The 15,222-nt window shown below is 49.1% G+C and carries 13 protein-coding genes; 8 read left to right on the top strand and 5 right to left on the bottom strand.

Annotation, left to right across the window (positions count from 1 at the left end; translation table 11 throughout):
- Window positions 1-5 precede the first annotated feature (5 nt).
- The 7 genes from rapZ to secG all read left to right on the top strand — a co-directional run bounded on the left by rapZ (window position 6) and on the right by secG (window position 7,001).
- Window positions 6-905 (top strand): RNase adapter RapZ, encoded by a 900-nt coding sequence (gene rapZ, locus AT687_RS06350; protein WP_010934974.1) that lies wholly within the window; start codon window positions 6-8, stop codon window positions 903-905.
- Between the two features lie 18 nt (window positions 906-923).
- Window positions 924-1,895 carry a gluconeogenesis factor YvcK family protein gene (locus tag AT687_RS06345; RefSeq protein WP_003851606.1) on the top strand — a complete coding sequence of 324 codons (972 nt, stop codon included), beginning with the start codon at window positions 924-926 and terminating at the stop codon, window positions 1,893-1,895.
- A 93-nt stretch (window positions 1,896-1,988) separates the two neighbouring features.
- Window positions 1,989-2,975: a DNA-binding protein WhiA gene (gene whiA / locus AT687_RS06340; protein ID WP_003851603.1), complete on the top strand. Its 987-nt coding sequence runs from the start codon at window positions 1,989-1,991 to the stop codon at window positions 2,973-2,975.
- 372 nt (window positions 2,976-3,347) lie between these two features.
- Entirely contained in the window at window positions 3,348-4,352 is a 1,005-nt protein-coding gene (gene gap, locus AT687_RS06335; protein ID WP_003851602.1) for a type I glyceraldehyde-3-phosphate dehydrogenase, read from the top strand.
- Between the two features lie 130 nt (window positions 4,353-4,482).
- Entirely contained in the window at window positions 4,483-5,700 is a 1,218-nt protein-coding gene (locus AT687_RS06330; protein WP_014316765.1) for a phosphoglycerate kinase, read from the top strand.
- Window positions 5,701-5,811: 111 nt separating this feature from the next.
- The gene (gene tpiA / locus AT687_RS06325) at window positions 5,812-6,594 is read left to right on the top strand and encodes a triose-phosphate isomerase (protein ID WP_014316764.1); all 783 of its coding nucleotides are present in this window, start codon (window positions 5,812-5,814) and stop codon (window positions 6,592-6,594) included.
- A gap of 173 nt (window positions 6,595-6,767) precedes the next feature.
- Window positions 6,768-7,001, top strand: a complete 234-nt coding sequence (gene secG, locus AT687_RS06320) for a preprotein translocase subunit SecG (RefSeq protein WP_003851593.1) — start codon at window positions 6,768-6,770, stop codon at window positions 6,999-7,001.
- Window positions 7,002-7,068: 67 nt separating this feature from the next.
- Here the strand turns inward: secG and pgl are convergent, their stop codons facing one another.
- From pgl to tkt, 5 genes are all read right to left on the bottom strand, one after another.
- On the bottom strand, window positions 7,069-7,785 hold the full coding sequence (pgl, locus tag AT687_RS06315; protein WP_003851591.1) for a 6-phosphogluconolactonase: 717 nt from the start codon (window positions 7,783-7,785) through the stop codon (window positions 7,069-7,071).
- 25 nt (window positions 7,786-7,810) lie between these two features.
- On the bottom strand, window positions 7,811-8,770 hold the full coding sequence (locus tag AT687_RS06310) for a glucose-6-phosphate dehydrogenase assembly protein OpcA (RefSeq protein ID WP_003851588.1): 960 nt from the start codon (window positions 8,768-8,770) through the stop codon (window positions 7,811-7,813).
- A gap of 24 nt (window positions 8,771-8,794) precedes the next feature.
- Window positions 8,795-10,444, bottom strand: coding sequence for a glucose-6-phosphate dehydrogenase (gene zwf / locus AT687_RS06305; RefSeq protein WP_010934970.1), 1,650 nt, complete (start codon window positions 10,442-10,444; stop codon window positions 8,795-8,797).
- A 61-nt stretch (window positions 10,445-10,505) separates the two neighbouring features.
- Window positions 10,506-11,588 (bottom strand): transaldolase, encoded by a 1,083-nt coding sequence (gene tal, locus AT687_RS06300; protein WP_014310460.1) that lies wholly within the window; start codon window positions 11,586-11,588, stop codon window positions 10,506-10,508.
- Between the two features lie 123 nt (window positions 11,589-11,711).
- The gene (gene tkt / locus AT687_RS06295; RefSeq protein WP_014308348.1) at window positions 11,712-13,814 is read right to left on the bottom strand and encodes a transketolase; all 2,103 of its coding nucleotides are present in this window, start codon (window positions 13,812-13,814) and stop codon (window positions 11,712-11,714) included.
- Window positions 13,815-14,176: 362 nt separating this feature from the next.
- Here tkt and AT687_RS06290 point away from each other — a divergent pair, with 362 nt between their 5' ends.
- Entirely contained in the window at window positions 14,177-15,124 is a 948-nt protein-coding gene (locus AT687_RS06290; RefSeq protein ID WP_003851582.1) for a heme o synthase, read from the top strand.
- The last annotated feature ends 98 nt before the right edge of the window (window positions 15,125-15,222 follow it).

Below are 15,222 nucleotides of genomic sequence, written 5' to 3'. Positions count from 1 at the left end.
GCGGTATGAACCTCAACATGAGAACTGATGTCGAGCCTAGAACTGAAATCCCACCAGTAGTAATTACAGGTCTGTCTGGCGCAGGATTGAGTTCGGCAGCCCGCGTGCTTGAAGATATGGGCTGGTATGTGACTCAAAACATCCCATCGCAATTTGTGGTCCAACTCGTTGAGTTGTGCGCCGATCCGCATTCACCAGTCGATAAAATCGCCATCGTTTCAGATGTTCGGTCGAAGGAATTCAGCGGTAGCTTGGAAGAAGTAATTTCGGAGCTTTCCGGACTCGGTTTAAAACCATTGGTCGTATTCATGGATGCGCGAAATGACGTCTTGATCAAGAGATTTGATAATTTGCGACGAACTCACCCTCTTCAGGGAAGCGGCACTTTGCTCGTGGGAATCGAACGTGAACGCGAAATTATGAATCAAATTAAAGAGTCTGCCGATGTTGTCATCGACACTTCAGATCTATCAATTCATGATCTTCGACGTAGCATCGAACTCAACTTCAACGGAATCGCTAATAAGTTACAGCATGTTACGGTGCAATCCTTTGGCTTTAAACACGGTTCTCCACGTGACACAGATTTGCTTATCGACGTTAGGTTCTTACCGAATCCGTTCTGGGTACCTGAACTGCGTCCGTTTAGAGGTACGGACAAGCCTGTGTCTGATTACGTATTGGCAGACGAAGGCGCGCAGAAATTCCTCGACAATTTCACGCGAATGCTACGGGACATGCGCCCCGGTTTTAAACATGAAGGTAAGAACTTTATTACTGTTTCCGTTGGGTGCACTGGTGGACATCATCGATCAGTAGCTATAGCTGAAGAATTAGCGCGTCGTTTGAGAGAGGTTCCGGACCTTGATGTCAGCGTTAATCACCGAGATATCGCCAGAAATTAGTGAGGATTGAGTCTCACAGTGAATAAACTAGACACCTCGCAACTTAAAATCGCGAGTATGGGGGGAGGTCACGGCCTATTTCAAACCCTCCGTGCCGTTCGGCAGCTTAATCCTGCAAGTATCGACGCAATCGTAACTGTGGCCGATGACGGTGGTTCATCAGGGCGAATCCGTCGTGAGTTAGGACAGATTCCTCCTGGCGATCTACGGATGGCCCTTGCAGCACTCGCTCCTTTTGATGATGAAGGTTTGCAATGGGAAACGCTCCTCCAGCATCGCTTTGGTGGGCATGGGGCACTAGCTGGGCACGCAGTAGGCAACCTTATAATTGCTGGTCTGTGCGATACCTTAGGAAGCGAAATTGCCGCTCTAGATGCAGTAGCAAAAGTCATCAAAGCTGAAGGTCGCGTATTGCCAGCATGCGCTGAGCCATTAGAAATTGCGGCAGAGGTATCAGGCTTAGATGATGATCCACGGATTATGCGAGAAGTCATTGGGCAAGTTGCAGTCGCATCAACGCCAGGTACTGTACGGCGTGTCCGTCTTATTCCAGAAAGGCCAGAGGCAACTGAGGAATCGGTTGAAGCTATTGAAAACGCGGATTTGGTGACGTTAGGACCTGGTTCATGGTTCTCAAGCGTTATCCCGCATGTTTTGGTTCCAGGAATTCCTACGGCATTGGCCACCACTAAAGCTTTGCGGGTAGTAGTGCTTAATTTAAGTCCAGAGCCGGGAGAGACAGCAGGATTTACCGCTGAACGGCATATCCATATCCTGTCTCAACATGCCCAGACGTTGAGAGCAGATGTGATTTTAGTGGACGAGGGACTAATCCCGCACAAAGGCGAAAGAGTCCATCTGGAACGAGCTGCAGCGGTGCTTGGAGCACAGATTTCGTATCATGATTTAAGTGAAACCGATCCCAGCGGCCGACGAATTCATCGCCATGATCCTGCAAAATTAGCTGAAGCGTTACGTTTACAGCTTTAGGACGCATACGTGGGCGCGTTAATATAGAGTTTTCGCCCTTGACTTTGCCGCATTGCGCACCAAACATTAACTAAAACGTGAAGGAACGGATACGTGGGAGCTCTTTCTGCTCAAGTTAAAGATGAACTGATCAAGGTGTCATCTACAAAACAGAGGTCTCGCATCGCCGAACTTGCTTCGATCATTAGATTTGCTGGCTCTATTGATTCTGCGCTCGGAAAGACTGTAATAGAAATCGAACTAGATAACGAAGCCGTTGCAATTCGTGTTGCGAAAGAAATAGAGGAGTTATTTGCTATTTCTGCCAAGTTGGTGGATTTAGGGCCGATGGCAACACGTCGGACTCCACGACATGTGGTACGCATCGCCGAGGATGCAGAAACTTTGATTCGTCGAGTTGGGTTAGTAACTCGTAGCGGCCATGCGGTAGTAGGGCTACCGCCTCAGATAATATCTGGATCAATTTCTGATGCTGAGGCTGCGTGGCGTGGTGCTTTCTTGGCTGCAGGCCAGCTTTCTGACCCAGGTAGGACTTCAGGTTTGGAAGTTGCATGTCCTTGCCAAGAAGCATCTTTAGCTTTGGTTGGATGTGCTCGCAGGTTGGGTTTGTCAGCTAAACCCAAAGAGACTCGTGGGGTAGAAAAAGTTGTCATTCGAGATGGTGAAGCAGTTGGGGCATTGCTATCTCGAATGGGAGCACATAAAACGCGACTTGTGTGGGATCAAAAACGAGCACGAAGAGAGGCGCGACCTTTAGGAAACCGATTAGCTAATTTTGATGACGCAAATCTGCGTAGATCGGCGCGAGCGGCGGTAGCTGCGGCAGCGCGTGTGGAAAGAGCTATGACAATTCTTGGTGATGATGTTCCCGACCACTTGGCCCAAGCTGGCCAATTGCGTGTACAACATCGGCAGGCTTCCTTGGAAGAGCTAGGCCGATTAGCGGATCCCCAGATGACCAAAGACGCTGTAGCTGGAAGAATTCGCAGATTGCTGCATATGGCAGATAAAAAGGCTTCTGACATGGGAATTCCGGATACATCAGTAGTCGTAACTGAGGAACTTCTGGACGACTTCTAAAACATTAAAAAGCCGATGTGATAACCTTCACATCGGCTTTTTAATGTGGCAAAGTGTGGGCGTAGGTCATGGTTCGTGATGTGAACTCTATACCTCTAAAACGGGGTAAATTATCAACAAATCGCCGGTCATAAACGGGCATAAAGCAAAATTAAGCAACATTTGCTCGGTTATCCACCCCCAGATTTGGTTCTTCTCGTTGTGGAAGGTCATTACATGCGGGCAAAAAACTTCTGCAAGTCTGACCGGATATAGGTACACTTTGAAAACGAAGGGACACCGGAACGAAACAGTCCCGATCGGACAAGATCGGAAAGAATGTTTCGCATTCGGCTTCCAAAAACAATCACTCAAATGTGAGGAGATATTAAAGTGACGATTCGCGTAGGTATCAATGGTTTTGGCCGTATTGGTCGTAACTTCTACCGTGCAATTACTGAGCGCGGTGCTGACATCGAGGTTGTTGCAATCAACGACCTGACTGATAACCACACTCTTTCACATCTATTGAAGTATGACTCCATCCTTGGTCGTTTGGGCAAGGAAGTCAGCTACGATGATGAATCCATCACCGTCGATGGCCATCGCATGGTTGTCACCGCTGAGCGCGATCCTAAGAACCTTAAGTGGGGCGAGCTGAACGTTGACATCGTTGTCGAGTCGACTGGCTTCTTTACTGATGCTAATGCTGCGAAGGCTCATATTGAGGCTGGCGCAAAGAAGGTCATCATTTCTGCACCTGCAAAGAACGAGGATGCAACTTTCGTTGTTGGTGTTAACCACACCGACTACGATCCCGCTAAGCACAACATCATCTCAAACGCTTCCTGCACGACCAACTGCTTGGCTCCAATGGCTAAGGTATTGGACGAGAAGTTCGGTATCGTCAAGGGCTTGATGACCACCATCCACGCTTACACTGGTGATCAGCGTCTCCACGATGCACCACACCGCGATCTTCGCCGTGCACGCGCCGCAGCTCAGAACATTGTTCCTACTTCCACTGGTGCAGCTAAGGCAGTAGCCTTGGTTCTTCCAGAACTGAAGGGTAAGCTCGACGGTTTCGCAATGCGTGTTCCAGTAATCACTGGTTCTGCAACGGATTTGACCTTCGAAACCACAAAGGAAGTTTCCGCAGAAGAAATTAATGCGGCAATGAAGGAAGCAGCTGAAGGCGAGCTCAAGGGAGTCTTGGCTTACACCGAGGATCCGATTGTTTCCACCGATATCGTTACCGACGCTCACGCATCGATCTTCGATGCTGGCCTAACCAAGGTTATTGGCAACCAAGTTAAGGTTGTTTCTTGGTATGACAACGAGTGGGGTTACTCCAACCAGCTCGTTTCTCTGACCGAATACGTCGGTGAGCGTCTCTAATTAGGGATCGTAAAGTGCTAATAAAAAGGCGCTAACCCTGCGGCCCGGGGTGTACCTCGAGGTACACCCCGGGCCGTGGTGCTTATATTCTTCGCAATACCGAACAACTAACCACGGAATAGGTTTTGTTATGGCTATTAAAACTCTTAAAGATCTCTTGGCAGAAGGCGTTGAAGGACGCCACGTGCTTGTTCGTTCAGATTTCAATGTACCGCTGAACGATGATCGTGAAATTACTGATGCTGGACGTATTACCGCCTCGCTCCCAACGATCAAAGCATTAGTTGACAACGGTGCTCGAGTAATCTTGATGGCTCACTTGGGCCGCCCCAAGGGAGAAGTAAATGAAAAATTCTCACTGGCTCCTGTAGCGGAGGCATTGTCTGAAGCCCTTGGACAGTATGTCGCACTCGCAGGCGACGTCGTTGGTGAAGATGCTCATGAACGCGCGAACGGTCTCAATGACGGTGACGTTCTGCTCCTTGAAAACGTTCGCTTTGACCCACGCGAGACCTCGAAGGTAGAAGCTGAGCGTGGCGAATTTGCGGATCAGCTTGTTGCACTCACCGCTGAAAATGGTGCTTTCGTATCCGATGGCTTTGGCGTTGTTCACCGAGCTCAGGCATCAGTATTTGATGTTGCGCAGAGATTGCCACATTATGCGGGAACACTCGTGGAAAAAGAGCTAGAAGTTCTTGGAAACAAGGTTGCCTCTGCTCCAGAACGTCCTTATGCGGTCATTCTAGGTGGCGCAAAGGTGTCTGACAAGCTTGGCGTGATCGAAGCGCTAGCAACAAAGGCTGACAAACTTATTATTGGTGGCGGAATGTGCTACACCTTCTTGGCAGCCAAAGGTATCAACGTGCAAAAGTCGCTGTTGCAGGAAGAACAAATCAACAAGTGCAAAGAACTTCTAGAAGCATACGCTGATAAGATCGTTCTTCCAGTTGATCTGGTAGCAGCTGCAGAGTTCGCCAGCGATGCAGAAAATAAGATCGTTGCAATTGACGAAATCCCCGAAGGCTGGATGTCTCTTGATGTCGGACCTAAGACTGTTGAGAAGTTTGCTGAGGTTCTAGCGACATCAAAGACCGTATTCTGGAATGGGCCTATGGGCGTTTTTGAGTTTGAAAACTTCTCAGCCGGTACCCGTGGCGTAGCAGAAGCTATTATCGCAGCTACGGCTAAGGGTGCATTCTCTGTTGTCGGCGGTGGCGATTCGGCTGCTGCTGTTCGACTTCTTGGTCTAGACGAGGATGGATTCAGCCATATCTCTACTGGTGGCGGAGCATCACTTGAACTCCTCGAAGGCAAAAACCTTCCTGGCGTTTCGGTGCTCGAAAGCTAAAAGACCTAAAGAGGTAGGCGCGAAAGTTCTTTGATACAAGAAGTATTTGCACCTACCTTTTCATTTTGGTTGTTTGCTAAAACGACCTATTAAAAGGAAGGAAATTCCATCATGGCACGTACTCCACTTATCGCAGGAAACTGGAAGATGAATCTTGATCATCTTCAAGCTGTTGCAACTGTGCAAAAACTTGCTTTTGCACTTCCAAAGGAATACTACGAAAAAGTCGACGTAGCTGTCACCGTACCTTTTACTGATCTTCGCTCTGTTCAAACACTTATCGAAGGCGATAAGCTCGCTATAACTTATGGTGCTCAAGATGTTTCGCAGCACGAGGCTGGTGCCTACACTGGTGAAATCTCTGCCCAGATGCTTGCCAAACTCGGATGTACTTGGGTTGTTGTTGGGCACTCAGAGCGTCGTGAGTACCATGGCGAATCTTCGGAGCTTGTTGCAGTCAAAGCTAAAGCTGCGTTGAACCAAGGAATTAGCCCCATCGTATGTGTTGGAGAGCCCCTTGAAATTCGTGAAGCTGAAACACACGTAGAATATGTCGTCGAACAGACTCGCGCATCGTTGGCGGGTCTTACTGCAGATGATTTGGCAAAGACTGTTATCGCCTACGAACCCGTATGGGCTATTGGTACGGGTAAAGTAGCATCCGCTGCCGATGCACAGGAAGTCTGCGCAGCAATTCGTAACCTCATCATTGAGCTTGCTGGTAAAGAAGTAGCTGAAGGGCTTCGCATTCTTTATGGCGGATCAGTTAAAGCAGAAACAGTAGCCGAGATCGTAGGTCAACCGGATGTTGATGGCGGCTTAGTGGGTGGCGCTTCTCTTGACGGTGAAGCATTCGCCAAACTAGCAGCTAATGCAGCAACTGTTGTCGACTAGTTAGTCGCAGTAAATTAGAGTGGCTCCGTGTCGTGCCTTGCAGCCCACGGAGCCATATTGTTATAGCACTGCGACATTTGGTGTATAGTTACTTGAGATTTAATAAGGTTCGTAGTCGAGTAGTACTGTGCACTAGCGATTGTGAATAGTGTTCGGCATTTATAAGGAATGACATGGCTTTAGCTCTAGAGATCATTTTGGTAGCGGCAAGCGTTATCATGACGCTTTTTGTCCTGCTTCACCGTGGTAAGGGTGGCGGATTGTCAAGCCTTTTTGGTGGAGGCGTACAGTCTAATCTTTCTGGTTCTACAGTCGTAGAAAAGAACCTAGATCGCGTCACCATCTTTACGGGCTTGATCTGGATTGCTTGCATTGTTGCGTTGAACCTCATTCAGGCATACAAGTAAAACCAAAACGTGTGGGGCGGAAAGCTAAAATTCAGCTTTCCGCCCCACACGTTTTGGTTTTATACGACTAAAGAAGCTGTGCTGCCGAATTATCGAGTATAAGTAACGTTTCTTTGGTGCCGTGAACGCCTGCAGCTGGCCATTGGTCGGCTGGTGAAGCAGCAACGACGTGCTGTGCTGCTTCAGCTTTTTCTGCACCGGCAACGAGTAGCCACACACGTGCAGAAGAATTTACAGCAGGAAGCGTGAGCGACACACGCTGTGCTGGTGGCTTTGGAGAGTCGGTAACCACAGAGACTAGGTGTACATCTTCTTTAATAGCCGATGAATCGGGGAACAACGAATTGATGTGTCCTTCGCCGCCCATTCCTAATAAATGAAGGTCAAACCCTCGCGGTGCATATTTATTGATGCATTCGCTATATGCTGAGGCGGGAGTAGACATCTCGCCACCATTGAGATGGAAACCATGGATGTTTGATGATGGAATGGCAATTCGATTGAGTAGTACTTCGCGTGCTTGCCCCTCATTCGAATCTGGATGTGTCACTGGTACGTTTCGTTCATCACCGAAGAACACATGTATTTTTGACCAATCAATTGAACTATGGGATAGCTCCTTAAGTAAGCCAATTCCTGCACCGCCGCCGGTGAGGACTATACGAGCGACACCATCGCCATGTACTCCGCCGTTTGAAACAACATCATCGATAACCTGGAGGAATCTGCGATGGGCTTCCTGAATAACTGCGTCGAGGTCTGATACTCGAATAACTTCAACCATAAAAGTGCTTCATCTTTCGAAAATTTTATTGAGTAGGATAGGACACTCTACTCAGACCGCGAAGTGCTCGAGCATAAGCGATATCTGGGTCGAGATGGCGCAATTCTTCCGCCAAACAATCAGCTTGACTACGTCGTGTCACTGCCACATGTGCTGTCGACCGGCCAGGGATGCTAACTGAAAGTGTTTGGTCGTCGTCAAGGGCTTCGATAACAACGCAACCAGAAGGGCGCTCTAGCTCGATTCGTTTAACCGGTATTTTTGCTAGTCCGGCATCATCAAAAGCTGCTGAACCAGAACCGTAATTATGCCGTTCGACAGAGATTCCGAGCCGCTCGCATAGCCAGCCTGCAGCGAGGTCGACACTGGGACAATCGGATTCGCCATAAACTCGAACGTCTTGGACCATTTCATATGGAGCTTGATCCAAACTTGAAGCGAGAACTCCGCGCCAAGGAGTTAATCGGGCCCATGAAAAATCGGAATCTCCAGGAGCGTAGTGATTCCGGCGATTATACAAAGCGTCTACTGGTGGATCAAAGTGTGAATCTGTAATACGACGCTGTGCAATTTTACCGATGGGATCCTCGGCTGGATTGATCGGAGCAGAAGAGGGCCACCATGCCACGATAGGGGTATCAGGGAGTAGCAGCGGAGTAACGACATGCACAAGGTGCTTTGCGACGCGCCCTGCTAATTTGATGAGAATCATCTCAGAGGCGCCGGCGTCGCCACCAATGCGTACCTCTGCATCAACTTGGGACTCGCCTTCGTGCGAGCCGGCGACCAAAATGATTACACGTGAGGGATGCTCTTGAGAGGCTTCATTAGTAGCTCGAATAATGCCTTCGACATCGCTGGTGTCTCGAGCTACAACAATGAGAGTAAGTACCCGGCTGGTGGTTACCTGACCTCCTGTGTCACGAATTTTTACCAGAGTCTTGGCGATTTCCTGTGTAGTGGTATTTGGCAGTGTAAAAATCACGGCGTATCTCAGCTTCCTCGCTCGTTAAGGTCGACGCCAAGCGCGACCTTCGCGCTCCAGCATCTTGTCTGCACCAGCTGGGCCCCAGGTGCCAGCGGGGTATTCTTCCGGTTGCCCACGATCAGACCAGAAGTTCAATATCGGATCTAGGATCTGCCAGCTAAGCTCAACTTCTTCATTTGTTGGGAAGAGACTTGCTTCGTCGAGAAGTGCATCGAGAATGAGTCGTTCGTAGGCTTCCGGTGATTCTTCGGTAAATGCCTCTGAGTACGAGAAGTCCATGTTGACGTCGCGTACTTCCATCGTGTTACCAGGAACCTTGGAACCAAAACGCATCAGCATACCCTCATCAGGCTGGACTCGGATCACTACGACGTTGCGGCCTTGGGAATGACGGCTACCTTCGCTAAATGGCTGATGAGGCGCATCCTTGAATACAAGGGCGATCTCAGTCACCCGGCGTCCTAAACGCTTTCCAGTCCGAAGATAAAAGGGCACACCGGCCCAACGACGCGAATTTATCTCGAGTGTGCAGGCAGCATAAGTTTCAGTTCCGGAATTAGGATCAAATCCGTCTTCTTCTCGTAGACCTTGGACGAGCTCAGATCCCTGCCAACCGCGCGAATATTGCCCTCGGGCTGTTGTTTTAGCAAAAGGTTCTACTGGGCGAGTGGCACGAAGAACCTTGATTTTTTCAGCCTGAAGCTCTTGTGGGGTAAAAGCTACGGGTTCCTCCATAGCTACCAGCGCCAACAGCTGAATAAGGTGGTTTTGGATAACGTCTCTAGCGGCGCCGATTCCATCATAGTAACCAGCGCGACCGCCTAGACCGATATCCTCAGCCATGGTGATTTGGACATGGTCAACATAGTGAGAATTCCAGAGCGGATCAAATAGCTGGTTTGCAAAGCGCAGTGCCATAATATTTTGCACTGTCTCTTTACCCAAGTAGTGGTCGATACGAAATACTGACTTTTCAGGGAATACTGAATTGATCAAGTTGTTTAGCTGACGTGCTGATTCTTGATCATGCCCAAAAGGCTTTTCCACAATGACGCGACGCCATGAATTGCCCTCGGCTGTAGCCATGCCTGAGCGCTGAAGTTGATGGCAAACATCCGAAAAATAATCTGGTGGAACAGAAAGATAAAAGGCCCAGTTACCGGCAGTTCCACGGGTCTGATCAAGATCCGCCAAAAGCGATGCCAAACTATCAAATGCTGCATCATCATCGAAATTGCCTTGAACGAAGTGCATACCTTCGGCAAGTCGTGCCCAAACATTTTCGCGGAAATCGGTACGGGCACCGGCAACAACTGCTTGCTTGACGTAATTTTCAAAGTCGGCCTTAGACCAGCCTCGTCGACCGTAGCCGACTAGACTGAAACCTGCAGGCAATAGGCCCCTGTGTGCAAGATCATAGATCGCTGGCAGGAGCTTTTTCCGAGCGAGATCACCAGTTACGCCAAAAATAACCATTCCGCACGGGCCCGCGATGCGGGGGAGGCGCTTGTCCTCAGCGTCCCTTAGGGGGTTGACCCATTTGCTTGACGTTCTACTACACGAATTCTCATGTGTATCAGAATAGGAAAAATCAACACCGCCGAAAGCAAGTTCAGCATTGTTACTTTCTACGGTGTTTCCGTTAGCCACTGGTTTACTCACGTTGGGCAAGTTTACCCTCTCGAAGGTGGTTCTCAGAACCCAACGCGATTATTTTTGTGCTGAGACTGTATTATTTCAAGCGAGATTCCATCGAATCAAGAAGGTCGCTCCATGCCGCTACGAACTTATCGACGCCCTCTTGCTCCAGCACAGCGAACACATCTTCAAAATCAATGCCGGTTTGAGAAATGCGTGTAAATATTTCATTTGCCGAATCGCTGCTGGAACTAAGCGTGTCACCATGAATATCATCTGCGGCTAGCACAGCGTCGATGGTAGATTCCGGCATCGTATTGACGGTGTCTGGGCCAGCGAGTTCAGAAACATATAGCGTGGGCGAATAATCTGGGTTTTTTACGCCAGTGGAAGCCCACAAAGGACGTTGAACATGAGCTCCTACAGGTAGATCTGCAGCTTGGAATGCTTCAAGGAAGACAGCGTAAGCGCGTTGAGCATTCGCCACACCTGCTTTCCCACGCAGTGAAAGTGCTTCGTCACTACCAATTTGTTCCAGACGTTTGTCCACTTCGGTGTCCAAACGCGACACAAAGAACGATGCGACTGAATGAATTTGAGATACGTTAAGCCCGTTTTCTGCTGCTTTTTTGATACCTTCGATGTACGCAGCGATGACTTCACGGTAGCGTGCTACTGAAAAAATGAGGGTTACGTTAACGCTTATACCTTCTGCCAATGCATCAGTGATTGCTGGCAATGATCCTCGTGTAGCGGGGATCTTGATCATGACATTCGGTCGATTTACTTTGTTCCACAATTCACGAGCTTGGGCGATCGTGGCATCTCGATCTTCGGAGATTCGAGGATCGACTTCAATACTTACGCGGCCATCTTTGCCTTCAGATTCGGCGTAGATTTCAGAAAAAACGTCGCAAGCTGCGCGCACATCGTCGATGCTCATGGCGTAGACAGCGGAATTAGCATCGGCTTGAGCGGCCTTTAGCTTTTCAATTTGGGAATCATATGCAGTTCCCTTGCTCATCGCAGCCGCAAAGATTGCTGGGTTCGTCGTAACGCCAACGATAGATTTACTCTTGATAAGTTCGGCGAGGTTGCCGGATTGAAGACGATCACGAGATAAGTCATCAAGCCAAGTGGAAGTGCCCACATTTTTGAGTTGGTCAATTGCGGTCATTATAAACCTTTTCAGTCGAATATTGATGGTTGTGATTTCCTAAAGAACAACAAACGCAGGTTAGTGGTGCAGCAACATAAGCGGACCAACAACCTGCGTTTGCAGTATGGAGAAAATCGCGTTTTATTGCTGAGCAGCAGCAAGTGATTCGCGAGCTGCAGCAATAACTGCTTCAGTGGTTATGCCAAATTCACTGAAGAGCTTCTCATACGGAGCAGATGCGCCGAAGTGCTCAAGGGACACGGCCCGACCATGGGTGCCCAGATGGCGATACCAAGACAAAGCGACACCCGCTTCCACCGATACGCGAGCGCTAACCGCCTGCGGAAGTATCTCTTCTTGATAAGCGGCGTCTTGTTCCTCGAACCAATCTAAGCAAGGCACAGACACGACTCGAGCTGCAATCTTTTCTGCTTCCAAAGTTTTAGCCGCTTCGACTGCAAGCTGTACTTCGGAGCCTGAAGCCATCAAAATAACGTCAGGAGTTTTCTTAGATCCTTCAACGAGAACATATGCCCCTCGTGAGACACCATCCCGCGCTTTTTCTTTTGTTCCTTCGAGAACAGGGACGTTTTGACGTGTAAGGGCTAGACCTTTAGGACCTTCCTTATACAGGAGTGCCGCACGCCAAGCCGCAGCAGTTTCGTTAGCATCAGCGGGACGAAGCATCGAAACACCAGGAATAGCACGCAGCGATGCAAGCTGCTCGACAGGTTGATGAGTAGGGCCGTCTTCGCCTAATCCGATGGAATCGTGTGTCCAAACATAGTATGCGTCGGTTCCCATCAAGGCAGCCAGACGAACAGCAGGGCGCATGTAATCCGAGAAAATCAGGAAGGTTCCACCATAAGGACGGGTTCCACCGTGGAGAGAAATGCCATTGATAATTGCGCCCATGGCATGTTCGCGGATACCGAAATGGAGATTACGTCCACCTGGCTCAGCAGTCCATGTGGACGTAGAAATCGTAGATGGACCAAACGATGGAGAACCCTTAATAACAGTGTTGTTCGAGCCTGCTAGGTCGGCAGAACCGCCCCACAGCTCCGGAAGCGTTGCACCGAGTGCCTGTAACGTAGCTTCAGAAGCCTTGCGGGTTGCGACGCCTTTGGCATCAGGCTCCCACGAAGGTAGATCAGCATCGAAACCATCTGGAAGTTCGCGGGAAGCCATCCGGTCAAAGAGGGCTTTATTTTCGGGGTTTGTTTCCGCCCAAGATTCGAAATGCTCACGCCACTCAGCATGTCGTTGAGCACCTCGCTCTAGAAGTTTCCGTGTATGAGAAATGACCTCCGGAGCTACCGCGAAGGATTCCTCAGGATTAAAACCGAGTGCTTTCTTAGTTCCGGCGACTTCTTCAGCACCAAGAGCAGCACCATGCACAGCACCGGTATTCATCTTTGTTGGCGCAGGATAGCCAATAACGGTACGTACGCGGATAAAAGTAGGACGAGAAGTATCGGCTTTAGCCTCTGCGACTGCCTTTTCAATCGCTTCAACGTTTTCGCCGCCGTCAATTTCGATTACTTGCCAGTTATAAGCACGGTAACGATCGACAACCTTTTCGTTGAATGCAATCTCAGTATCTTCTTCGATCGAGATCCGGTTATCATCCCAGAAAACGATGAGATTTCCAAGCTTTTGAGTTCCGGCAAGCGAACATGCCTCCGCAGTGACACCTTCCTGAAGGTCGCCATCAGAAGCAATCACATAAATATAGTGGTCGAATGGAGATGCACCTTCTGCCGCAGTGGGATCGAACAACGCGCGCTCACGTCGTGAGGCCATCGCCATGCCAACAGCCGATGCCAAGCCTTGACCCAATGGGCCAGTTGTGATTTCAACGCCTTTAGTATGGCGGTATTCTGGGTGGCCAGGAGTTAATGCACCCCAAGTACGCAGGGCTTTAAGGTCTTCAAGTTCGAGGCCGTAACCGCCGAAGTAAAGCTGGATGTATTGCGTAAGTGAAGTGTGCCCACATGACAACACAAAACGATCGCGACCAGCCCAATGCGGATCCGCAGGATCGACATTCATGACACGTTGGAAAAGAGTGTAAGCCAGAGGTGCCAAGCTCATTGCAGTGCCTGGGTGGCCCGAACCGCAATTCTGGACTGCATCGGCAGCGAGTACACGTGCTGTGTCAACTGCCTGAGTATCGAGGTCGTCCCAGTCGCTAGGGTAGTGACGGGAGGTAAGAGCCTGAAGCTCCGGAGATAAAGTCACTGTTTGCCATCCTTGTGTTGCGAATATTGTGAAATTTCAATCCAAATGACGGATCAAAAAAGTTACAGTTGCCACCTTAGTAGGATTCGTGGCAGTTATGGGGTCTGAGAAAAAATTTTTAGGCATGTTGCTTTTTGAATCTCTCCGTTGACCGACAAAGGGCCTCCGAACTAGGTGGGGATACATCAATTATTTAAGCGGTACGGTACGGTTGAATGTTCAGTGCCGGTACAATGATTTCGCATGCTGGGCGTTAGTATAAAAACGTTATTCACGCATTACTAAGGCCGTAGTGCTTTGTGAATGGCATGGCCAGTTAACATTGACAGGCCGGCTGTAGTTTACGCACTTAACTTTTGAACATGTTGGAGGAAACCTTGGAGACAATCAAGGCCTATGTAGCGTTAACAAAGCCTAGGGTCATTGAGCTCCTATTGGTAGCAACTATTCCGGCGATGCTTCAAGCAGAACGCGGAGAAAACAACATTGGGCTGATATTGCTTACGTTGTTGGGCGGTTGGATGGGAGCTGCAGCTGCCAACACATTCAACATGGTTGCTGACTCGGATATCGACCAGAAGATGGGACGTACGCGAGCTCGTCCACTAGTACGTAACAAAGTTTCTAATCGACACGCTTCAGTGTTTGCGTGGACTCTCACTGTAGTGAGTTTTTTATGGCTATGGGTGTTATGCCGATCTGTACTCGCGGGATTATTCATCCTCCTTACGATCTTCTTTTATATTTTTGTCTACACAAAATATCTTAAGAGAAAAACCCATCTCAACATCGTTTGGGGCGGTGCAGCAGGTTGTATGCCCGTAGTCGTCGGGTGGGCAGTGATTACCGATAATCTTCCAGCAGGTACACCAGCACAATGGTGGCAGGCGATTGTGCTTTTCATGGTGATCTTCTTCTGGACACCCCCACACACATGGGCATTAGCCATGAAGTACAAAGATGATTACGCACGTGCAGGTGTTCCGATGCTGCCCGTGGTTCGTACTCCCGTGGAAGTAACTCGCCAAATTGTGTGGTACACCGTTGCAACGGTACTCACCACGTTTCTTCTTATTCCTGCTGCCTCATGGATTCACGCAATCATCGCTGTCGTGTCGGGTGCGTGGTTCTTAGTTATGGCTGTCAGGCTACATAACGGGATTAAAAATGGTGGTGAAGTCAAGCCTTTGAAACTATTCATCCTTTCCAACAATTACTTGGCTGTCTACTTTGTCGGATTGTCGATTGATGCAGTACTAGGCTGGGAAACAATCGGCGGTCACCTTGGTTGGACGACCACGTTCTTTTAAATACGAATCAATTTAAATACTTTGGACAAAGTAAAAAGCCTCATGATGATTTATGGAACATCATGAGGCTTTAATTGTATGCGGGTTTCGACCTGTGA

This window comes from Corynebacterium diphtheriae, assembly GCF_001457455.1.
Classification (GTDB): domain Bacteria; phylum Actinomycetota; class Actinomycetes; order Mycobacteriales; family Mycobacteriaceae; genus Corynebacterium; species Corynebacterium diphtheriae.
Note: the sequence above shows the minus strand (reverse complement) of the source record. Positions and strands in the feature narration are given on the sequence as shown.

What these genes read in the sequence shown, in the direction of transcription:
- AT687_RS06290 (WP_003851582.1), top strand. Translation starts at nt 14,177, where the DNA reads ATGTTGGAGGAAACCTTGGAGACAATCAAGGCCTATGTAGCGTTAACA.
- AT687_RS06330 (WP_014316765.1), top strand. Translation starts at nt 4,483, where the DNA reads ATGGCTATTAAAACTCTTAAAGATCTCTTGGCAGAAGGCGTTGAAGGA.
- pgl (WP_003851591.1), bottom strand. Translation starts at nt 7,785, where the DNA reads ATGGTTGAAGTTATTCGAGTATCAGACCTCGACGCAGTTATTCAGGAA.
- tal (WP_014310460.1), bottom strand. Translation starts at nt 11,588, where the DNA reads ATGACCGCAATTGACCAACTCAAAAATGTGGGCACTTCCACTTGGCTT.
- secG (WP_003851593.1), top strand. Translation starts at nt 6,768, where the DNA reads ATGGCTTTAGCTCTAGAGATCATTTTGGTAGCGGCAAGCGTTATCATG.
- rapZ (WP_010934974.1), top strand. Translation starts at nt 6, where the DNA reads ATGAACCTCAACATGAGAACTGATGTCGAGCCTAGAACTGAAATCCCA.
- tpiA (WP_014316764.1), top strand. Translation starts at nt 5,812, where the DNA reads ATGGCACGTACTCCACTTATCGCAGGAAACTGGAAGATGAATCTTGAT.